Origin of the sequence: Pseudomonas iridis, from assembly GCF_017980685.1 — a bacterium.
GTDB lineage: Bacteria > Pseudomonadota > Gammaproteobacteria > Pseudomonadales > Pseudomonadaceae > Aquipseudomonas > Aquipseudomonas iridis.
The window spans coordinates 254915-277077 of the sequence record NZ_JACXXO010000004.1; the positions used below are offsets into that span (position 1 = coordinate 254915).

The 22163-nt window shown below is 57.8% G+C and carries 16 protein-coding genes; 6 read left to right on the forward strand and 10 right to left on the reverse strand.

All coding sequences use genetic code 11. The annotated features are described in order from the left end of the window. Positions 1–30 precede the first annotated feature (30 nt). On the forward strand, positions 31–5091 hold the full coding sequence (locus IEQ42_RS10335) for an NEL-type E3 ubiquitin ligase domain-containing protein (RefSeq protein WP_210703442.1): 5061 nt from the start codon (positions 31–33) through the stop codon (positions 5089–5091). Between the two features lie 91 nt (positions 5092–5182). Here the strand turns inward: IEQ42_RS10335 and IEQ42_RS10340 are convergent, their stop codons facing one another. From IEQ42_RS10340 to IEQ42_RS10365, 6 genes are all read right to left on the reverse strand, one after another. Beyond that, a complete protein-coding gene (locus IEQ42_RS10340) occupies positions 5183–6430 on the reverse strand; it encodes a hypothetical protein (protein ID WP_210703443.1) in 1248 nt (415 codons plus the stop codon). Between the two features lie 113 nt (positions 6431–6543). After that, the gene (locus tag IEQ42_RS10345; protein WP_210703444.1) at positions 6544–7032 is read right to left on the reverse strand and encodes a CS1 type fimbrial major subunit; all 489 of its coding nucleotides are present in this window, start codon (positions 7030–7032) and stop codon (positions 6544–6546) included. 25 nt (positions 7033–7057) lie between these two features. After that, the gene (locus tag IEQ42_RS10350) at positions 7058–7798 is read right to left on the reverse strand and encodes a molecular chaperone (protein ID WP_210703445.1); all 741 of its coding nucleotides are present in this window, start codon (positions 7796–7798) and stop codon (positions 7058–7060) included. Positions 7799–7849: 51 nt separating this feature from the next. Continuing rightward, entirely contained in the window at positions 7850–9091 is a 1242-nt protein-coding gene (locus IEQ42_RS10355; RefSeq protein WP_228731970.1) for a hypothetical protein, read from the reverse strand. A gap of 20 nt (positions 9092–9111) precedes the next feature. Further along, positions 9112–11634, reverse strand: coding sequence for a TcfC E-set like domain-containing protein (locus IEQ42_RS10360; protein WP_210703446.1), 2523 nt, complete (start codon positions 11632–11634; stop codon positions 9112–9114). 107 nt (positions 11635–11741) lie between these two features. Continuing rightward, positions 11742–12227, reverse strand: coding sequence for a CS1 type fimbrial major subunit (locus IEQ42_RS10365; RefSeq protein ID WP_210703447.1), 486 nt, complete (start codon positions 12225–12227; stop codon positions 11742–11744). 473 nt (positions 12228–12700) lie between these two features. Here IEQ42_RS10365 and IEQ42_RS10370 point away from each other — a divergent pair, with 473 nt between their 5' ends. Next, positions 12701–13276 (forward strand): PadR family transcriptional regulator, encoded by a 576-nt coding sequence (locus tag IEQ42_RS10370; RefSeq protein WP_042560784.1) that lies wholly within the window; start codon positions 12701–12703, stop codon positions 13274–13276. Further along, positions 13273–14055, forward strand: a complete 783-nt coding sequence (locus IEQ42_RS10375; protein WP_210703448.1) for a siderophore-interacting protein — start codon at positions 13273–13275, stop codon at positions 14053–14055. The genes IEQ42_RS10370 and IEQ42_RS10375 overlap by 4 nt, the downstream gene beginning before the upstream one ends. A gap of 87 nt (positions 14056–14142) precedes the next feature. Here the strand turns inward: IEQ42_RS10375 and IEQ42_RS10380 are convergent, their stop codons facing one another. After that, the gene (locus IEQ42_RS10380) at positions 14143–14793 is read right to left on the reverse strand and encodes a Pr6Pr family membrane protein (RefSeq protein WP_210703449.1); all 651 of its coding nucleotides are present in this window, start codon (positions 14791–14793) and stop codon (positions 14143–14145) included. Position 14794: 1 nt separating this feature from the next. Beyond that, complete coding sequence (locus IEQ42_RS10385; protein ID WP_042560787.1) at positions 14795–15025, reverse strand: VF530 family protein; 231 nt, start codon at positions 15023–15025, stop codon at positions 14795–14797. Positions 15026–15325: 300 nt separating this feature from the next. Between IEQ42_RS10385 and IEQ42_RS10390 the strand changes: the two genes are divergently transcribed. The 3 genes from IEQ42_RS10390 (at position 15326) to IEQ42_RS10400 (ending at position 20202) form a co-directional block, all read left to right on the forward strand. Continuing rightward, entirely contained in the window at positions 15326–16687 is a 1362-nt protein-coding gene (locus tag IEQ42_RS10390; RefSeq protein WP_210703450.1) for a carbohydrate porin, read from the forward strand. Between the two features lie 213 nt (positions 16688–16900). Beyond that, positions 16901–19309 carry a glucose/quinate/shikimate family membrane-bound PQQ-dependent dehydrogenase gene (locus tag IEQ42_RS10395; RefSeq protein ID WP_150592745.1) on the forward strand — a complete coding sequence of 803 codons (2409 nt, stop codon included), beginning with the start codon at positions 16901–16903 and terminating at the stop codon, positions 19307–19309. Between the two features lie 527 nt (positions 19310–19836). Further along, positions 19837–20202 carry a DUF6124 family protein gene (locus tag IEQ42_RS10400; RefSeq protein WP_210703451.1) on the forward strand — a complete coding sequence of 122 codons (366 nt, stop codon included), beginning with the start codon at positions 19837–19839 and terminating at the stop codon, positions 20200–20202. Between the two features lie 78 nt (positions 20203–20280). On the opposite strand, the gene IEQ42_RS10405 is transcribed toward IEQ42_RS10400, so the two are convergent. After that, positions 20281–20706: a hypothetical protein gene (locus IEQ42_RS10405; RefSeq protein WP_210703452.1), complete on the reverse strand. Its 426-nt coding sequence runs from the start codon at positions 20704–20706 to the stop codon at positions 20281–20283. A 111-nt stretch (positions 20707–20817) separates the two neighbouring features. Continuing rightward, on the reverse strand, positions 20818–21987 hold the full coding sequence (locus IEQ42_RS10410; protein ID WP_210703453.1) for an ATP-binding protein: 1170 nt from the start codon (positions 21985–21987) through the stop codon (positions 20818–20820). Positions 21988–22163: the final 176 nt, after the last annotated feature.

Genomic DNA, 22163 nt, shown 5'->3' on the forward strand with positions numbered 1-22163 from the left:
GTCATCCTCAAACAATCAAGGATGATTGCCATGTCTGATACTTCCAGGCCTGACCCAGACAAAGGTCGGCACTACGATTTCATACGCTCCACCCTGCACGAAAATATCAAAACCGCGAGCCTCGGCCGGGGCAAGGCACTGGCGAGCACTGCACTGAAAATCGAGCCCTGGTACAACACCGCGCCCGCCGCCCGACACGCTCAATTGAAAACCGCCAACCTCAAGGCCTGGGGCTCTCAGAACAAGGTCGACAGGCTGTTCGAAAAACTTCAGGACGTGCGCACATTCGCCGCGCCTCTGCTCCAGGCGAAGCTCAAGGAACAATACGCCGTCACCCATGACGTAAAGACAACCTTCCTGCACCTGTACATCCCCAAGGAAGGACCTTGGTACACGATCGATACCCTGGGTGGTGTCACGACTCGAACCGTATCCCTGCTGGACGCCGCGTTGCACAACTTCGCCGCCAACGAAACGGTGCTTGCCGATTCGCAATACATCAGCCAGCCCGACGAGCGCGGGCACTTCGATATATTGCCGATCAAGGCAAAGATGACCATCAGCCAGTTCCAGACCCTGTGCAGGGAACTGGACATCGGCAAACTCTACAACCAACACCTGCAAAGCTACCTGCTGCCCAGCGAACCGGTGGCCGTCGCCGCCATGAAGTACAAGGTGACGCAAAGTCTGAAGGATGCATTAAGCGCCGCCGCCGAATTGGCATTGACCACCGGTGATATCCAGCTCGATGCCTACAGGCTGATCAACGCGCTGGCAAAAGGTACCCCTCTGCCGCTGCTCAATGGCCAGCGCATGCAGTGCCGTGATCTTTCCATAATGGAGACACGCCTGACCGGTGTTCTGCTGCTGATTCCTGCCGTGAGAGACAGCCGAGGCATCCGCCAGCTTATTGCCTATGTCCCCCATGATCCGGAGCATCCGCTGAAGGAGTACACATCACCCGATGCCTTCATGACTGAGCTGACGCGGCAACTGCGCGAAAACAAAACCGGCGCTGCCTCGCAGCTCAGTTATCGCCAGTTCTTCAGCCAGTTTGTAGACCATCAACAGCGCGGGCACTTCTTCGCCGACCTCGAACAACGCCTCAGCCACGTGGTCTGGCACGAAAAGGTTGATCCGACGGACTCGCGCCCGGTATGGCGTACAGAAGACGCGCCCAATGCGCACCTGAAGTTCGAGCACCTGCCACTGCCCCACGATTACTGGACACATGCCTATCAGCAAAAACTCAACAAGATTCTCAACGACGCCAAGGAAATCGCCGTGTCCACCGCCGACACGGACACCAGGGCACGCTGGGCCTGGTGGGACAATTTCAAGAAAATCGTCTCGGACATTTTCAACGTAGCCTTGCTGATAGCGACACCCTTCGTACCGGGCCTGGGCGAATTGATGATGGCTTACACGGTTTATCAACTGACCTATGACGTGATCGAAGGCATTGTCGATCTTGCTGAAGGCCTGGGCCTTAAGGCGGCCGAGCACGTCGTCAGCGTGGTGACGGATGTCATTCAACTGGCAGCATTTGCAGCCGGGGCCGAGATTGCGGGCGCGTTCAAGTTCAAGCTATCGCCACTGATCGAGGGCATGAAGCCCGTGCAGCTGCCCGATGGTCGTGACACCCTCTGGCACCCGGACCACGCCCCCTATGAACAGCGAACAATCGATCTGCCGAAGGACGCCAAGCCCGACGCAACAGGCGTGCACGCGTACGAAGGCAAGGAGATTCTGCGCACTCAGGACAAACACTACGAACTCGCGCGCGACGCACAAAGCGGCACGATTCGCTTGAAACACCCTGATCGCACTGAAGCCTATCAACCGCAAGTCACGCTCAATGGCGCCGGTGCCTACGTGCTCGAAGGCGAGCAACCGCGAACCTGGGACGACGCCACTTTATTGCGTCGCATTGGCCCTGCCGTGGCGGATCTGAGCGATGTCCAGCTCGAGACCGCGCGCAGGATCAGCGGCACCGACCCCGCTGAATTGCGCGGCATGTATGTCGAGAACCTGCGCCCTCCCACGCTGCTGACCGATACGATAAAGCGCCTTGATATTGACTCGGACATCCGGTCGTTCATCGACTACCTGAGCAGCGATGACCCGCTGGTCTATGCAAAAGCCGACCCTGTGACGCAACTTCAGATACTCACAGCTCATGGCATGTGGCCCGAAAAAGCCTCGATGCGGATTATTGACGTTACCCACGAAACGATCTGGGAGCACACAGGCAAAGAGGCTTCGGCAGGTCAAAAGCTGATTGTTCAACTCCAGGACCGGCAATTGTTCAATGGCGAACTGTTGAAGATCGTGATGCAGACACTCGATGAAAACGGTACGGCGATCATTCTCGATGTCCCGGCAGATGTCCTTCCGGCATCGCTGGACGCGCGCGTTCGCGCTTTGCGCAAACGCATCGTCGCCGTGACTGAGAACGGCCGCGGCAAATTGTTCAACGAAGATTACGCCAGCCGTGAAGTATTCGAGAATAAAGAACTGGCGCCACTGATCCGCGCTGCATTTCCCGACATTCCGGCCCAAGGCATCGACAATCTCCTGGCCACCGCCAGCCGCGCCGAACGGGCGATCATGCTCGCCGAAAGTCGCCTCCCCTTGCGCCTCAAACGCATCGCCCGCGAGCTGCAACTGGAAACGCGAACCGCACGGGCGCATGAAGGTTTTTACAGAAAATCGCTGACCAGCGTCGATACCGAACGCTTGACGCTTAATGCGTTGCGCCTTTACAGCAATACACTGGAAAGCGTACGCATCGAGCTGCGTAACGCCCGTTTCGATGGCGAGCTGACTTGCCAGGTGGGCCCGGAGGATGCCGCCACCGTGCGGATTCTGGTCAAGGGCAGCAACGGCCTTTATGAAGTTCACGACGCCCAAGGCACGCCGTTGTATGGGCCGACTGATCTGTATCAAAGCGTTTTGCAGGCGCTGCCTGACGAGCAATTGAAAACGCTGGGGGTGCGCCGCAGCGAAGGGAACCGGTTCAAACAGTGGGTCATCGCGCGGACCGCAACACCGGCCGAACGGCGGGTCATCCTTGATGATCGAGGACGTGTGCCTGAATGCCCACGAGAGGATTTACTGTTGCTCCGAGGGCCCAAGCAGTCCAGACATGGCGCGAACCTCACCTCGCGAGTAGAGGATCTGTATCCCCATTTCAATCAGCGAGAAGTCAGGCAGTTTGTCCAGTCGCTGAGTACCCGGGACGATCCGATTGCCACACTCATGCACTTGGAAACAGAGCTCGACGACCTGCGTGTACGCCTTCGCAGGTGGCAATGGGACCAACCGGATTACCCGATATCAGACCCACGCAATTTCGTCGGCGGTGGCGGGCAACACATCGCTGACCAACTGATCGAATGTTTCAAACGCAAAGCAAAGTTCCTCGACAAACGCAGCGCCCACCTGGACGAGGGATATACGCTGGACCTGTCGACCGACCTGTTACCGAGCGATCTTGTACGGTGGTGGAAAAAACTGCCGGATCTGGGCAAGTACCTTGAACAGATCACCGCGCTGAATATTGATAACTGCCGCTTCAACGTCGACACCAAAGGCCTGCTCAAAGACTTTCGACAGTTGCGCCATCTGAGTGCCAGACACTGTCAGTTGACTCGATTGCCCGAAGGGATTGGCGATATGCATATGCTCGAGACGCTGCGCCTGAGTGACAACCTGATTGAACTGACCGCCGCCGACGTCGAGCGCCTGCGCAACCTGACGCGCCTGGAAAGCTTGCGGCTCGACGGTAATCCGTTGGGTCGCGCGGTAAATGTCGAGCGCATGCCACGCTTGAAAGTATTGAGCCTGAACAACACCGGCATCGATGGCTGGCCGGAGGGGATTTTCAAAAAACGCCGGCCCAGAGGTTTCTTTCTGGACATGCAGGGAAACCCCATCAGGCGAATCCCGGAGGTGACCGCAGGTTCCGATCACGCGCTGCTCATTGCCCGTACACGCCTTGATGGCGAGGATCTGTCTGAAGCCAATCGCCTGGCTTATTACGAGTATCGAAAATCGGTCGGCATCGACCCCCAGCACTACTACAGCAATCTGGCCGAGCAGGATCTGGCGCTCTGGCGTCTGTCTGGCATGACATTCTGGGGCACGAGCGAGTCCGGGCGCGGGACCTTCAGGCTCGAAGCCTGGCACGACCTGGCAACAGAACCCGATTCCCTGGGGTTCTTTCAGGTCATCGAAAAACAGCTGGATTCTGCCGACTACCGAAGCAGTGGTGACGCTCGCACGCAACTCACCGATCGCGTCTGGCGCATGATCGACGCCGCTTATCTGGATCCCAAAACACGCAATGAACTGTTCACCGAATCTACGGCGCCGACGACCTGCGCCAATGCCGGCGCGCAGATGTTCAACAACATGGGGATCAAGGTACTGGCCTCAGAGGCGTATTCGTATTCGACATCTCAGGCAGAACTGGAAGGCAAGCTGGTGACACTGGCAAGAGGCGCGGCGCGCCTTGAGCAAGTCAACGAAGTCGCCCGTGCCGATATGGCCAGCCGCGCAGGCCGACCGGATGAAGTGGAAGTGCATTTAGCCTATGAAACCGGACTGGCCGAGCGCCTGGAGCTGCCTTGGCAGTCTCAAGGCAGGCGCTGGTCACAGGTCGCCGGCGTCGATCAGAAGGCCATTGATCAAGCGTATGACACGGTTATTGCGCTGGAAGAGGGCGACGGTCTGGTCAACAACATGCTCGAGCAGATTTTCTGGATGGAATACTTGCGCGACACTTACCCGGGCCAATTCGCAAACAATGCACGGATCTACGAAAGCAAAGCCGAGCAACTGGACGCATTGCGTTCAGCGCAACAAGCCTGGGCCGATGGCAAAGATTTGCCCGAAGCGCAACAAGCAGCGCTGAAGCAAGCATTGCGAAATCTGGCCCGACAGCTATCGGTGCCCGACTCTACGGTGTTCACCGGTAAAGCCATGACCGACGCGGTGTACGAACGGCTGTACTCCGACATCGGCAATGAAGAACAGGCGCTGGGCAGACGATTGACCTGTACAGCGATGGCCAACGCCGGGATCTGAAACAGCATCCGCAGCAGCCCTTCGGGTATGGCGACGATTGTCGTCATACCCGCGTCTCGCCCGACTGCAACCTGCGATGTCGGGACAAGGCTCAGACCTGTGAATCCCAAATGACGGTGACGTTGCCTGAGTATTGGCGGGCGGTCCCCTGCTTGATCATCTCTTCAACGTCGTCACGCGGCACTTCGAAATGCAACGTGCCCGGTTTGCGGTCGACGTAAATACCAGGCTGAAACAGCTGCGTACCGACACCATCGCGACGCAATGGACGACGATTTACCGGCTGGTTCGACGCGTCGGTCAATCCGCTGGGCAACGTGACGCTGACTTCGAGCGGCACAGCATGGCCGGCATTTGGCTCCCAGAGTGCGCAGTTGTTACCGCTGGCGTACTGGCATTCCAGGTTCATCTTGAAGCGCGAAGAAGCCGACAGGTTAAAGGTCTGGTCGCGGAATAATCGCGTGGGTTTGCGCCCCTGATTCAGCCAGGCTTGCCAGCCGCCCTGAGGCAGCAACTCGACCCGGTGCCCGCCTGGCGGGACTTCAACTTTAAGGGTGTGTTGCACCGCCAAATTGAAGTTGAAGGTGTACAGGGTGTCATTGGGGATCATGATGTCGCCGAAGTCGAAATCTTGCCCCGGCCCCATGGTGTAGGTTACGGAACCTGTGTAGTTGCCGGTGGACATGGTTAGAGGATTGGGGGTCCTGAGCTCATAGGAGTATTCGAGTAGTTGATACGTCAATTCAGGAATTTCTACCTGTGCAGCTACGGCACAGACTCCTGCCCGTTCCGGAACGATCCAGTGCCAAAGAATGTACCAAGGTGTACCGATCACGTAACCCGTACTCTGGCAAGGATTGGGTGGTTTGGGGTGTGACCAGGACCCTTGCCCACCGACCCACACCTTGTGATGCGACATATCAGTAGGCAGATCAGACCTGACACCCACCCCGGCAATTCGCATTTCAACGGTTTCGACTTCCCCCGTCTCTGTGTGGGTCACTTGAAAACGACGCCAGTCGGACGGCATCTTGAACATCGCGCCCTGCCTGGGATCAGCGACGTCGGCCAATAACGGACCATTGGAATTCGCTTTGAACATATCGTCCCTGATCGAGAAAATATTCATCGCCTCACATCGAGCCGGCATGTGCCCCGCACACACTCCTGTTACCGGTGTGTCGTTACGAAACTTGTTCATTTGCGGGTTTGCCGCATCGGGTCGAAACGACGCGTCAATATTTTTCATCAGCGCTTGCGCCGTCAGGCTCAGAGACGCAGACAGCACAATGCCCGCAACCAGACGCTTTAAAACATTGTTGAATCGACTGCTGTTCATTCTGAAAGATCCTTGTGGCGAGATCAGCGCCGAGCGACACCCGCACCGCTGAAAATTACTCAACCAGCGGCCGCAAAGCCGGTAAGCGCAGCGATGTCCTCGCGCATGAATGATCAAGGCGCCAGCGCTTCAAAAATCATGTGCACACTGCCGTAGTAACTGCCTGGCTGATAAGCGTCCACCGGTAAAGCCGCGGCTATTTCCAGACCCACTCGCTGGCCTGCCTGGCCATCGAGTTCAGTGATTACGGGCTCGGCAACGAGGCTCAGGCGTTTGCGGTTGAACGTTACGATCAACGGGATGTTGTCCGTGTCCCTGCCATTACTCAGATAGGGCTCGGTACTCATGCGCGCCGTAATGCCGCCATTGACGTTTTTCACATCGAAGTTCTTGCGCAGCGGGGTGAACTTCCCCGATACCGGATTGAACGGCAGCGCCTGCTCTTGATGAATCCAGTCGGGCTCGGAGGGGATTACATAAAACTCCGCGCTGGGGATACTCACCGAGACTTCGAACGTTTCACGTTCGGTGATCGCATTCACAATGCCGCTCATGGGTAACAGCAGCGCCAGTGACATGGCGGCGCGTGTGGTGTTTGACATCTTCATCACCTTTTACGTCCGGGCATCAACCCTTGACCTCGATCGGTTTGCTCGACTTGCCCTCGATCAACATGAAGTTGTATTCACGGCCGCTTTGTTTATCGAACTTGAAGGACCGGCCTGGCAATACGTGATGTTTCGTGGTCGGTTGGCAGTCGCGTTCATTTTTGGCCGAACAGTTTCTGAACTCGTCGACCACCACCGTACTGTTGCCACTGTTGTGCACTTCATAACGGGTCGCTTCGTTGCTGATCACGCTGTTGAACCGAGTCTCCCTGGGGCGCACAAAGAACACCGTGCCGTAGCCGGCCAACACGTTGACGCCTGCCGACAGGCCTTTTTTGTATTCATCGCGCTCCTCTTCGGCCACCGCAAATTCATCTTCTTTTTCCGGCACCACCGGAACGAATCGCACGCGGAAATAACGTTCCTGTTCCCGTTCGCCCATGAACACCAGACGACTGCCCTGCATGCCGTTGGCGGGGACGATCAGTCGCGCGGGGCTGGCCATCAAGCCATCACGGGCATTGGCTTCGGTCTGATTCACCAGCGCAATTTCCCGCGCGGTGCCGTCGGCGTCGTAAACAATTTCGAGGATGTTGATCTTGACGAACGCCGTGGCGTCGCCGCTGTTGAAAACCCGCTTCAGGTAGGTGCTCTTGTCACCGTCGAGGTAGTCGTAGACCACGCCGACGTTGATCGCGGGTCCAGCGTGAGAGATAAGCGGTAGCCAGCCTGCGAGGAGCAATGCCAGTCGATAATTCATGGTTTCAGCCTCTGGATGTAGAACGATGAACGAAACACGCACACAGGGTGCTCAGACTTGCGAATCCCAGATCACGGTGACATCGCCGGTGTAGGTTTTCCCCTCACCGGTAAGCATTTGCTCGACCGCTTCACGGCCGACTTCGAAATGCAGCGTTGCCGGTTTGCGATCAACGTAATAGGCCGGCTCAAAAAGCTCGGTGCCTGTACCGTCGCGCAATAATGGACGTCGATTGACTGGCTGCCCGCCGGCATCGATCATTCCGGCCGGCAGGGTGACGGCAATGTTCAGCGGCACGGCATCTCCGGAAACCGGATCGCGGATCAGGCACGTATTGCTCCCGTCGCTGTACTGGCATTCGAGTTGCATCTTGAAACGGCTGGAATTCGAGATACTGAATGTCTGGTCGCGGAACAGACGTTCAGGGCGGCGATTGCGCTGCAGCCAGGCCTGCCAGCCGCCCTGCGGCAACAGTTCCACACGATTGCCGCCTGGCGGAACTTCGACTTTAAGGGCGTGTTGCACATCCAGATTGAAGTTAAAGGTCAACAGGTTATCGTTGGGAATCATGATGTCGCCAAAGTCGAAGTCCTGACCCGGCCCCAACGTGTAGCTGAGCGATCCGGTGTACTGCCCTGTAGCCATGCGCAAGGGATTGGGGGTTCTCAGTTCATAGGCGTACTCGAAGTTCGCATAGTTAAGGCTGGGAATCTCAACCGGTGCGGTCAAGGCGCAGACCCCCGCCCCTTCAGGCACGATCCAGAACCACAGGCGAAGCGTTGAACCCGCCGCATACATTCCGGTGTGCCCGCAAGGCTCAGGTGGAAACGTCCAGTTAGGCGCACTGGGGCCCCACGCATTAACACTTGGGGGATCGGGAATATCAAAGCGGTTACCGATCCCTGAAATGCGCATTTCGACGGTTGCGGGCTCGCCCTTGTCTGAAATCACCTCAAAGCTTCGCCACTGCGAAGGCACTTTGAACATCGCGCCTTTGCGTATATCTGGGACCGGCAGCACCGGCATCGGGCCATTTGAGCGAAAGTTGATATCCCACGTTCGAATGCTGAAAATGCCCAGCGCTTCGCAGCGCGCCGGCATATGCCCCGGACAGACGCCGCTTTGCGGGGTGGTATTAACAAATTTGTTCACCAGCGGATTATTCGGATCAGGCTTGAACACGGCCGTTATTTCCTGCGTAGCCGCAGCAGCGGGTAGTGCGACAAGCCATAGCGATACGGCGGCTGAAAAGAGCCCGCCCATCACTCTGCTCGATTGATTTTTCATGTGCATCAGTCGCTTCCTGAAAGGGTTCAACCTGCCGTAGTCGGGGCAGGCGTGGCATCGGCCAACGTATCCGGCGTGCAACGCAGATCCCCGATCATCAGCACATCGTTTTCACTGCGCGCATTGGCCGTGTCGAGGCGGAACTGGCACAGCAACTGTTCACCGGAGCGCACTTCGAGGGTCGGTGAACCGGCGTTCATCTCCATCGAGAAGAAGCCGTCCACCTCGCTGACACCGCGACTGGCGTGGTTGATGATGTGATGGCCCTTGAGCGGCTTGCCTTGCGGATCGAGCAAACGCCCGAGCACGGTCAGGGTTCTGCTCACGGTGATCTTGCGATACCCCACTCCGCCCTTGTTCATGTGGTAGCGGGCGCGCTGCGGTTGAATGCTGGCGGACGGCACGTGGTTGCCTTCGAAATCAAAGCTCACCGAGCTGTTTTTATAGGCGGTCAGTGACACGTAATTGCGCCCCGGGCGCAGGGTTGTGCTGCCGCCACTGAGGTCGTCGGCGCGCAGGGCGATGTCGTCGAGGTCGCTTTCGACGTCGATGATCATCCCGGCACCGCCGCTGGCGTGCTGGCTGGTCATGACGATCTTGTCTGCGCCCACGGCCACGGTGCTGTCGAGGTTGAGACCGCCGGTGTAATTGCCGTTATAGGACGAGCGCTGAATGAACGCATCGCCATTGAATGCATCGGTGCGGAAACTGCCAAGGCCTGATACGCCGACGCCATAGGTGTCAGCGAGCGCCGTGACCGAGACGTTTTGCAGTACGTGGTTTTCCAGAGTCTTGTTGTAGGTCAGCGACGCGTTGTTGTCGCGGCCACCCTCCCGGGCCGTGCGCGTACCGATGCTGCCCGACCACTGTTCGCCCTTTGCGCCGAGGGCCAGGCTGACACTCAAATCGACTCCGCGATTGCGTGCCTGCCCGCTGCTGAAACTGGCGGGGCGATCGAACACCGAGAAACGCCAACTGGCATCACTGCCAAGCAGCAGGCTGCGTTGCGTCCAGCCCAGGTCGATACCGACGCCCTCGACATTGCCCTCGCTATGGGAAATCCGGCCATTGAGCGATTGCTTGCTGTTGAGTCGATGGTTGATCGCCAGCGACGTGTTGGCGGTCTGGCCGATAAACACGTTGCGTTGGCGGACCCGCGTACCGTCCGGCAAGGTCTCATAAATATTGGTGGTGTCCAGCCAGCTGCGGTTATGCGTGGCGAACAGGTTGCCCGAGCCATAGTTGTAGATGCCTTGCAGATCCATCCCGGTGCCGTGGTCTTCGGTCTGGTAAACGTTGGCGTACAGGCTGGTGTTATTGGCCAACGTCCAGTCAATCGACGAAGCCACTTGCTGCTTGCCTTGCAGTTGCCGCGCCGAGAGGCCGACGATCACCCGCGGGTGCAGCAGATAATTCAGCGCTGCACCGGCCGTCATGTCCCCACGAGACTGTTCGTCCCAGTTACTCAACAATTTGCTTTCCTGGCCGGCGAACACGCTGTAGCGCCAACGCTCATCGTGATTGCGCCAGTTGCTGGGTTTGTACACCAGATCCTGCGTGGTTGAGGTGATCTGGCCGTCTTCGATCAGCCGCACTTCGACTTCGTAAATGCCCCCAGGCAGCGTCCGGGTGTCGAGGGTTTGCAGGCCGGCACTGACCGCTTGGGTGTTGATCAACAGACCATTGCGATAGATTTCCACCGATGCCTGGCGGTTGGCCGTGACGTAAATCGGGTAAACGCTGGGCGTAGGATTGTTGACCGCCAGACTGTCGGAGCTGCCAAACATCACGCCCGCCGCCGTATCGGGGCTGGCGCCAAATGAACGCAACTGCCGCGTCAGGCCTTCGGAGCTGGGGGTGAAATAACCCAGGCGCAGAAAATTGCCCTGCAACTCACGCTGGCCGTACAGCTCGTGCACTGCGTGATAGAGCTTGTCGTCAGGTCCGCCCAGGCGCGCCACTTGCAGGTTGACGCGTTGCGTCCAGTTGCCGAGGCTGCTGCTCGCCTCAAGGCCATAGCGACCGCCGAGGTCTTGCTCCTGACCGCCGTTGAGGTTCAGTTGATTACGCAGGATCAACCCGGTGCTGCCCTTTTCGGGGAGAGCGTAATAGCGTAGAGCGTCACTGCCGCGCTCAGCATTTTCGGTAGCGATCGATACCAGCGAATTCTGCAGGTTGTAATGCACCGCCAGCACCTGGTCGGGGCAACTGCCCTGACAGGCGCCCAGGCCTACCCCCTGCTTCAAAAAACTGCCCAATAAATCCCGTTCACTGGCAGGGATCTGGCTATCGCCGGTGTCGGTAAATTCCAGCAGAGTGACACGATCATCCTTGCTTAACACGACCATCGCCTCACCGAGAAATTGTTGATCACGCTCAACCCGAACAGCTAATGGCACATCGAAGAAATGTTCTTCGAATTCCGCCGGCAACCCCTTGGCCTGAGCGAGCAGACTGCGCGGCGTGTTAGCGTTATTAGTGGGCGCGGCCAAGGCACTGGCACATAAAAAAAGTGCGAGCGCTGCCGCGATGGGCGTCATCGGGAACATGGTCTTTAATACTCGAGTTACTTGATGAGCTGGCGTCCACTGATCATCGAAAGATGACCAGTGGGCCAAGACTATTGAATAAGCAGTGCGTTATTCAAAAAGTTGTTTCACGGCTTCAACACAGGCTCGAATACCACAGCGAAACTACCCGAGTAGTTACCCGATTGAGTAGCCGCTGGCGGGGCAGCCTTGATAATCATTTCACGCTGCACGCCAGGTACAGAGTCAGTTTCGTTCACGATTTCGGTGGAGACGCTGGTCACTTCCACGCCACCGATCTTGACGCTCAACGGGATGCTGTCGCGGCCGTTGTACAACGCCGCGGTACCGTCGAGCACGGCATTGATCGCGCCCTTGTTATCGGTATGCTTCATGTTGAAGATTTCAGTGATGGTGCTCAGTTCGCCGCTGCCCAGTTGGGTCATGGTTTCATCAACACCGAAGCCAGGCGTCTGCGGGGCCACATTGAACAGCGAAGTCGGCACGAATGCCTTGATATTGATCGTCTGGCTAATCGGGTCTGCGGCAAACGCCACGGAAGAACTCAGTGCCAGGATGGCCATCGGGGCGGAAATTGCAAACTTCTTGAACATGATCAGTACCTGCTTTTGATAAGGATTGGCGCGTGGAAACTTTTGTCGGTTGCCGACTTAACTTTCAACGCGGAGGCATGATCAAGTAATTCAACCACAAAGTAAGTAGGAAATTTCACCACTAGCCGTAGTTACTGATACCCATGTAAAAGAGGAAAAAAACTGTTTTTGGCAATTAAGAGAACAGTGACTCTCAGAACTATACTACATACAGTTTTCAGCAAAAAAACATACAGATTTAAAACGACCCAGAACGCTTGTTATTACTGATCCACGCGCTAATAACGAAACTAATATTCGATTTCACACTGTTGTAATTAGCACAATTACTCTAGAAAAAAACAAAATCCATCCCGCATCAACGAGAGCGGTCATTTTCGTTGCAGCGCCGTGGCGACCACTGATCCGAATGTCTTGCATCGGCCATAAGATATATCTTAAGTTGTATCTAAACACGACGAGAGAAGACAGAAATGAGAGACCATCATTCCCCCCACCGCGAGCACGGCGACGGCCGTGACGGCTTCGAAAAACGCCCCGGTCGTGAACGCGGTGGGCGCGGCCCGCGAGTGTTTGCCCCGGGCGACCTGAAATTGCTGCTGCTGGCACTGGTCGCCGAACAGCCCTGCCACGGGTACGACCTGATCCGTCAGATCGAAGGCATGTTCGACGGCGCCTACAGCCCGAGCCCCGGCGTGATCTACCCGACCCTGACCTTTCTGGAAGAAAGCGAACTGATCAGCGGTGACGCCGAAGGTGGCAAGAAACGCTACAGCGTGACCGACGCCGGGCGCCTGTCCCTGAGCGAGCAAACAGTGGCCCTCGATGGTGTGCGCATGCGCATCGACGTCAGCAAGCGCTCGCTGCGCGGCCATGACCGGCCGCCGGAAATCCATGAAGCGGTGCACAACCTGCGCCACGCTTTGCAGTTGCACCACGGGCGCTGGAGCCCCGAAGAAATCCTGCGCGTACGGGATCTGCTCAACAACACCGCCAAAGCGATTGTCGACGGCCCCGCCGTTCAACCTGCCCCGGAGAAAGCCGAATGACTGCAGTCGATACCCAAACCATTCACCGCGTGATGCACGAAATCAAACGCCGTCGCCTGCAAGTGCTGCGTGTGGTCGACCTGACCCCGCGCATGCGCCGCATCACCCTGGGCGGGCCCGAATTGGCCGGTTTTATCAGCCTGGGCACTGACGATCACGTCAAACTGCTGTTCCCGCAGAACGCCGAAGAAACCGCCGCACTCGAGACAATGGTGCTCGGCGGCAAAAACGAAGGCCCGATGCCCGAGATGCGCGACTACACGCCGCGTCGCTATGACCTCGACACACTTGAGCTGGACATCGATTTCGTCCTGCACGGCGACGGCCCCGCCTCGACCTGGGCCGAACAGGCCACGCCGGGCCAATTTCTGCACATCGGCGGGCCGCGCGGTTCGATGATCGTGCCGGATATATTCGACAGCTATCTGCTGATCGGCGACGAAACCGCCCTGCCCGCCATCGCCCGCCGCCTCGAAGGCCTGGCCGCCAATCGCAAGGCGCTGGTGGTGATCGAAGTGGCAAACGGTGCCGAGCAGCAAACGCTGGAAAGCGCCGCGCAGGTCAGTGTGATCTGGGTACTGCGCGAGGGCGGCACGGATAACTTGCTGACCACCGTCAAGCAACTGCAGGTGCCCAAGGGCAATCTGTATGCGTGGGTGGCGACCGAGACCAAAGTCTCGCGGCAGATTCGCCGGGTGCTGCTGGATGAGCACGGGCTGGACGAAAAGTTGGTCAAAGCCGTCGGCTACTGGCGTGCCGAGGGCTCTGAAGAAGAGTGATACCCCCTGTAGGAACTGCCGCTGGCTGCGATCTTTTGATCTTGTCTTTTTAAGCCAAAGTCAAAAGATCGCAGCCTGCGGCAACTCCTACAGGTACTTTAACTTCGTGCGGGAGCGCCAATGGTCAAGGCCAATCACCGCCAGGCCAATCCCCACAAACCCCGCCAATATTCCCCCGGCATTGATGAACACCTGTGGATAACCCAACACCGCCACATCAATGAACGGATACGCATACGCCCCGAGCAAATTCCCGCGCAGCAATGCGTAAGCGAAATACACCAGCGGATAAATCAGCCACACCGGCAGATGCCACAGGCGCAACGTGCCTTTCGGCACGCAAAACCACCAGTAGCCCAGAAACGCCAGCGGCATCACGTCGTGAAGCAATTCGTCGGCGATGAATTGCCAACCCTCGGGATGCCATAAATGCCGCAGCAAAAGACTGTAGGCGAGGCCGACCACAACGATGCTCACTGTCACACCGCTACTGACCCATGGTTGCAATAACCAGCGCCGTGCGGCGGATTCGCGCGAGGTCACGGCGCAGGTCAGCACGGTGGCCACCAAGGTATTGGTCAACACCGTGAAATAGCTGAAGAAACTCACCAACCCGCCCAGCAGACTGGCATCGACGCTCAAACGCGCGATAAAAATCAGGTACAGCTGAATGCCCAACCCTGCCCAGCCAAGGGCGGCTGCGAGGGTGATCAAGCGATGGCGCCACACCGCGTCCATCTCAGAGTGGTCGCTTGGTGCGCATCAACTTCACGTACAGACGCTCGACTTTCTCCCGCGCCCACGGGGTTTTACGCAGGAACGTCAGGCTCGACTTGATGCTCGGATCGCTCTTGAAGCAACGAATGTCGATACGCTCGGCCAGCCCCGACCATTCGTAGTGGGCCACCAGCGCGGTGAGGATCTGTTCGAGGGTTACGCCGTGCAGCGGATCGGGGGTTTGTTCGTTCATGCCTGGCCTTTGGGCGAAGTGAAAATGCAGAAGCCGCGCACCTTAGCCGAGGGGCAGACCGGGTGGAAGTGCTTCCTTCAAATGTAGGTCAACCCGCGAAGATCGCAGCCTCGCAGACGCCCGACAATGCGCCCGTTTGCCGCACTGTTACCGAATACGAAACGCTGCATGTCGACAAAAGCACTTTGTCTTTTTGTTACAGATCATTATCCTGCCGCCCTTCCGCTGAATCGCTTCACTGCCTGCGACAAATCGTAGCGGCCAGCTTATCCCCAGAAAAAGACCCAGAAAGACCCATTTATGCCCGATTTTCCGTTGTTTCGAGATAGCGCTATCTCAACCCTGCGCCTGATTGGCGGCTGCACCGCCCTCGGCCTCGCCACCTGCGCCCAAGCCGCTCCCGCGTTCGACAGTGAATCGCCGTACATGCTCGGTGACTGGAACGGCACGCGTACAGAACTCTCGGAAAAAGGCTACGACTTCAAGCTCGATTACACCGGCGAAATGGGCAGCAACCTGCACGGCGGCTACAACCACGATCGCACGGCGCGCTACAGCGACCAGTTCGGCCTCGGCACGCACCTGGACCTGCAAAAGATCCTTGGCTGGGACGACGCCGAGTTTCAACTGACCATCACCAAGCGCAGCGGCAACAACATCAGCAACGACCGCATCAACGATCCGCGCGTCGGTGGCTTCACGTCGGCCCAGGAAGTCTGGGGCCGTGGCCAGACCACGCGCCTGACACAGATGTGGTACCAGCAGAAATTCTTCGACCAGAAACTCGACATCAAGATCGGCCGTTTCGGCGAAGGCGAAGACTTCAACAGCTTCCCGTGCGACTTCCAGAACCTGGCGTTCTGTGGCTCGCAGGTCGGCAACTGGGTGGGCGGCATCTGGTACAACTGGCCCGTCAGCCAGTGGGCGATGCGCGTCAAATATCACCTGACGCCTGAGTTGTACGCGCAGGTCGGCGCTTACGAGCAAAACCCGTCGAACCTCGATCGCGGCAACGGCTTCAAGTTGAGCGGCAGCGGCACCCAAGGCGCGATCCTGCCGGTTGAACTGGTGTGGACGCCAAAATTCAACGGCCTGCCGGGCGAGTATCGTGCCGGTTATTACTACAGTAACGCCAAGGCCAGCGATGTCTATAAGGACAACAACGGTCAACCCGCCGCCCTGAGTGGCGAAGCCTACCGCAGCGCCTCCAGCAAACACGGTGTGTGGCTCGGCATGCAGCAGCAAATCACCAGCAAGGCCAGCGACAACTCCCGGGGCCTGAGCGTGTTCGCCAACGGCACGATGCACGACAAGAAAACCAACGCCATCGACAACTACGTGCAGGCCGGCATCACCTACAAAGGTCCGTTCGATGCGCGCGCCAAAGACGACATCGGTTTCGCCATGGCCCGCGTCCACGTCAACCCGGCCTATCGCAAAAACGCCGAGAAGAGCAATCAGACGCGCGCGGTCTACGACTACGACGATCCATCGTTCCTGCCGCCGCAAGACACCGAATACAGCGCCGAACTGTATTACGGCGTGCATGTAACGAACTGGCTGACCGTACGCCCGAACCTGCAATACATCCGCCATCCGGGCGGTGTGGACAAGGTGGATGACGCACTGATCGGCGGGATCAAGATCCAGTCTTCGTTCTAAAAAACACCGAAAAAACCTGTGGGAGCTGGCTTGCCAGCGATAGCGGTGGATCAGACAGCAGACATGCCGGCAGATAGACCGCAATCGCTGGCAAGCCAGCTCCCAAAGAAAATTCGTTAGCTAGACAAGTTTTATCTGAACCATGCCCACGCCAAATCGTCATCTACAGTGACTACAGCGCGGGACTACATAAACGTCACGGAGAATCACACTATGAGCACCGAAAGTGCTTCGAGTCGGGGCCGTCTGCTACCGAGCCTGCTCGGCATTCTGCTTCTACTGATGGGCCTGGCCATGCTGGCCGGAGGGGTCAAGCTGAGCATGCTCGGCGGCTCGCTGTATTACCTGCTGGCCGGTATCGGCATCGCGCTGACCGGCATTCTGTTGCTGCTGCGCCGCCGCGCCGCGCTGGGCCTGTACGCCATCGTGCTGTTTGCCAGCACCGTTTGGGCGCTGTGGGAAGTCGGTCTGGACTGGTGGCAACTGGTGCCACGTCTGGCGATGCTGTTCGCGCTGGGCCTGGTCATGTTGCTGCCATGGTTCCGTCGTCCGCTGCTGCTCAACGGCCCTGCCCCGATGGGCACCGGCGCCTTGAGCGTGGCCGTGGTACTGGCCGGTCTGACGGCTCTGGCCAGCCAATTCACCAACCCGGGTGAAATCAAAGGCCAACTGGATCGCGACAGCGTCGAAGGCATGACCAACACCGCCCCGGCCATGCCCGACGGTGACTGGAACTCCTACGGCCGCAGCGCCCACGGTGACCGTTATTCGCCACTGGCCCAGATCACTCCGGCCAACGTGAGCAAACTGGTCCCGGCGTGGACCTACCGCACTGGCGACATCCCCGGGCCGAACGATCCGGGTGAAACCACTGCCGAAAACACCCCGCTCAAAGTCAACGGCATGCTCTACGTGTGCACGCCGCACAGCCAGGTGATTGCCCTTGATCCGGATTCGGGCAAGGAAATCTGGCGTTTCGATCCGAAGCTGAGCACGCAGAACGCGGCCAACTTCAAAGGCTGGGCGCACATGACCTGCCGTGGCGTGACTTACCACGACGACGCGGTCTACGCGTCCGAGCAGAGCCCGACCGGTTCGGCCAGCCCGGCCCCGGCCAGCGCTTGCCCACGTCGCATTTTCCTGCCGACCGCCGACACCCGTCTGATCGCCCTGAACGCCGACACCGGCAAAATGTGCGAAGACTTCGGCGACAAAGGCCAGGTTGACCTGTCTGCCAACATCGGCGGCTTCAATGCCGGTGGTTACTACTCCACCTCGCCTCCAGCGGTCACCAAAGACCTGGTGGTGATCGGCGGTCACGTCACCGACAACGTTTCCACCGACGAACCAAGCGGCGTGATCCGCGCGTTCGACGTGCACACCGGCAAACTGGTGTGGAACTGGGACAGCGGCAACCCGGACGACACCACGCCGATTGCCGAAGGCAAGACCTACACCCGCAACTCGCCCAACATGTGGTCGATGTTCGCGGTGGATGAAAAACTCGGCATGCTCTACCTGCCGATGGGCAACCAGACCCCGGACCAGTTCGGTGGCGCGCGCACCCCTGAATCGGAACTGCACGCAGCCGGCCTGACCGCGCTGGACATCGCCACTGGCAAAGTGCGCTGGAACTTCCAGTTCACCCACCATGACCTGTGGGACATGGACGTCGGCGGCCAGCCAACCGTGATGGACATCAAAACTGCAGACGGCGTGAAGCCTGCGGTGCTGGCGTCGACCAAGCAAGGCAGCATCTACGTGCTGGATCGCAACACTGGCAAAGCCATTGTGCCGATCAACGAGATCCCGGTACCGCAAGGCGCGGTGGAAGGCGACCACACGTCGCCAACCCAACCTAAATCCGACCTGAACTTCATGCCGCCGCCGTTGAAAGAACGCGACATGTGGGGCGTTACGCCGTTCGACCAGATGCTGTGCCGGATCGACTTCAAATCCCTGCGTTATGACGGCCCATTCACCCCGCCGTCGCTGCAAGGTTCGATCGTTTATCCAGGCAACTTCGGCGTGTTCGACTGGGGCGGCATCTCGGTCGATCCGGTTCGCCAGATCGCGTTCGTGAACCCGAGCTACATGGCGTTCCGTTCGAAACTGATCCCGGCCGCCGATATTGCCAAGCAAGGTCCACGTGTCAGCGAAACCGAAGGCGTACAGCCAAACAAAGGCGCGCCGTACGGTGTGATCCTCGAAGCGCTGCTGTCGCCAATGGGCCTGCCGTGCCAGGCGCCAGCGTGGGGTTATGTTGCCGCGGTCGACCTGACCAACAACAAAACCATCTGGATGCACAAAAACGGCACCGTGCGCGACAGCTCGCCGGTTCCGATCCCGCTGAGCATGGGCGTACCTAGCCTGGGCGGCACGTTCACCACTGCCGGTGGCGTTGCATTCCTGAGCGGTACTCTCGACCAGTACCTGCGTGCCTACGACGTGAAAAACGGCAAGCAACTGTGGGAAGGCCGCCTGCCAGCAGGCGCGCAAACCACACCGATGACCTACACCGGCAAGGACGGCAAGCAATACGTGCTCGTCGTTGCCGGCGGCCACGGTTCGCTGGGCACCAAGCAAGGTGACTATGTGATTGCGTACAAACTGTCTGAATAAGCGTTAACGGCAGTTAAGGAAAAGGCGATGTCCCGCGAGGGGCATCGCCTTTTTTGTGCACGCCAATTTTGAATCCTCTGGAGAAACCTGTGGGAGCTGGCTTGCCAGCGATAGCGGTGGATCAGGCAGCAAATAGGCCGGCTGACAGATCGCCATCGCTGGCAAGCCAGCTCCCACAGTTTGATCAGCGTTGGATGTAGGAATTTTGCTCGTCCTACAGACGCCGGGAATTGCGCGGAGATTTCCGACAAGTCGCGTCGGTTGTGCGTCGGAAATGGGGTGGATAGGCTCAAGGGGTCGCTGCAAATTCAGCGACCGGGCGTCGCGGCCCGATAACTGATGCATAATCGCCAACCTCAAGGTGCCTCGGTGCCTGTTGTTTGAGTCATGGCGGCTGTGCGCGGGATACCTTCTTGGAGGTATGCCGATTTCTCAGTTATCGGTCCGCGAACCCGCGTACAGCTGCCACCTCAGATTGCTTCGCGGCAATCGTGGGTAGCTCCACTTTCACCAACTGAGTATTCACCATGAAAAAGCCCACACCCAATCCACCAGAAACCAACGACACCTCGCCCTACCAATCCCCCGATTCGAAGAAATTCCACGAAGCCGCCGAACGCGCCCTCGACCACTACCTCAAACCCAACGCACTCACCCTGCGGTTCCACAAACCCAGCACCATGTTTCAGGTCGCGCCAGACCAGGACAGCGAAAGCCTGCTGGTCCACGCCTGCGAATCCCTGGCACAAGCCAGCCTCATGAGCAGCGACATCGCCGCCTACATCGACCTGCCCCAGCGGCGCACGATCCTGGCGATCCAGCAAATCATCATGCTCGCGGAACTGGCGGTGAATCGGGTGCTGGATAACCTTGAGATCCCTGCAAAAGGTTGATGGCCCGGTGTGCCGTGCGCACGAGGGTGGACGCGATGACACTGCATCACACCCTCCCGCGCACGGCTTTGCTCTTTATCAGAGAGCAGGCGCGGTTTTGGCATTCCCTGCCTTAACCAAATCAAATCTACACAGAATATCCATAGGGCCGACTCCCACTCCCTTGACGATTCCATTGAAAGACGCTTGGTAGAGTCCTTTCTCAATATCGAAATTGATATCGACCGATATCGCTTCCCTTGCTTCAGCCTTTTCCAGAGTGAACTCAGATAGCGATCGATAGATCAGCTGATAAAAAGTCGGAGCCTTGGTTGCCCCGTTATTTTTGAAGAGAAAGTAGAGGCTTCTAAACTTTCGAGCGCTCTCTTCCTGTGCGCCGTAGACGTGAATAAACTCGCCATCATAATGAACACCGCAATCATTCACTTCAAGATCGGGACGCTCCTCAATCTTCGCGGTAAATTCTCCCGTCACACCGGGTAAGACAATGCGCTTGCCAGTCATATTCAACTCCATTGAATCGCTAAGTGGAGTGGCAATAGTGTGGGGGGCCTGAAAGTAATGTAACTGTCAGGTTTGACAGGTTTTTAGATCGATTTCATTGAACGGGTGTTTTCATTCGCCACGACGGCGAAGGTATTCCGCGAAAAGAGGAACGGTGAAATCAAGGTAACCATGGTCGGTGCTGTAGATCATACCTTTGGAAATGATATTGGCCCTAGCCGGGCCTAGCGATGACTGATCGCGCGCCATCTCCCTGGCGATACCTGCCATTGGATAAGGGCCGTCACCAAGAGCAGCCATCGCCATTACAAACTGGATCTCGGCCTTGGTAAGCCGGTCATACCGAACCTTGAAGAAGCCTGCATCAAGACCCGAGAGAGTCTCTGGATAGGCGCGTTCGACATCACCGAGCGTGATCGCAGGGCCAGATGCAACATCCCATGAGGTTGATCCCCATTCCTGCAAGAAAAACGGATAACCCTTGGTTCGCGCAAAAATAGCGTCGAGAGCAGCATCTTCAATGGTTTGCTCCTCCTCCTCGACGGGTTTTCGTACTGCAAGTTTTGCCGCTTCTTCATCAAGCGCGCCTACAGGTGGGTACAGGAACAGCCGCTCCGCATACGACTTTGCCTCGCCAGCCAATTTAGCTACCTGCGGCAGTCCCGCTCCAACCATAACCACAGGCAACCCGCGCTGAGCCATTCGATGCATCGCAACAATGAGTGCGGATAAATCGTCTTCGCAGAGGTACTGAACTTCATCGATGAGCAGAATCCACCCCTTGCCAGCGGCTTTTGCGCCTTCGCCAATAACGGTGAACAGGTCTGGGAGGTCGTGCTGCAGATCGCCACTATCCGCGAGCCCAGGCTCTGCACCTTCCACACCGACCTCAACGCCACCGATGTCAATTTTAAAAATCGAGGCAAAGTTGCGCAGGGCGCCCATCCCCCGACTGGCAATCTGCTTAGCCGCTTCAAATCCCGAAAGTGAACGCATCACGCGCCGTAGTTCTGGGTAAAGCAGAGTAGAGAGTGTGTTTTTCTCCGGAGCCTCAAGCTGAGAAACGAGCATCTCCTGCTGTCTCGCAATATTTCCGATTTCGTTCAATAAAACCGTCTTGCCAACGCCACGAAGGCCCAGAAGCATCAGCGACCGCGCAGGTTTCCCTCTCACTGCTCGCCCGCAGGAAATACGAGCCATCTCCAGGATGGGGTCTCGGCCAGCGAGCTCCGGTGGTGGAAAACCAGCCCCGGGGGCGAAGGGATTACGGTAGGGATCCATTTAGAACCTCATTCGGAAATTAGCGTTAAATAACCATAGATAGCGTTTTTTACTATCTTTACATAGATATCGGTACAGTCCAATCAAAGGGCACAAGTACCGTCCTGAAGAGGAGCTGGCGTTATCGGGCTACAAGCTTGGTCGGCTCCAAGGCCGCCAAGTCCAAAGCATGACCC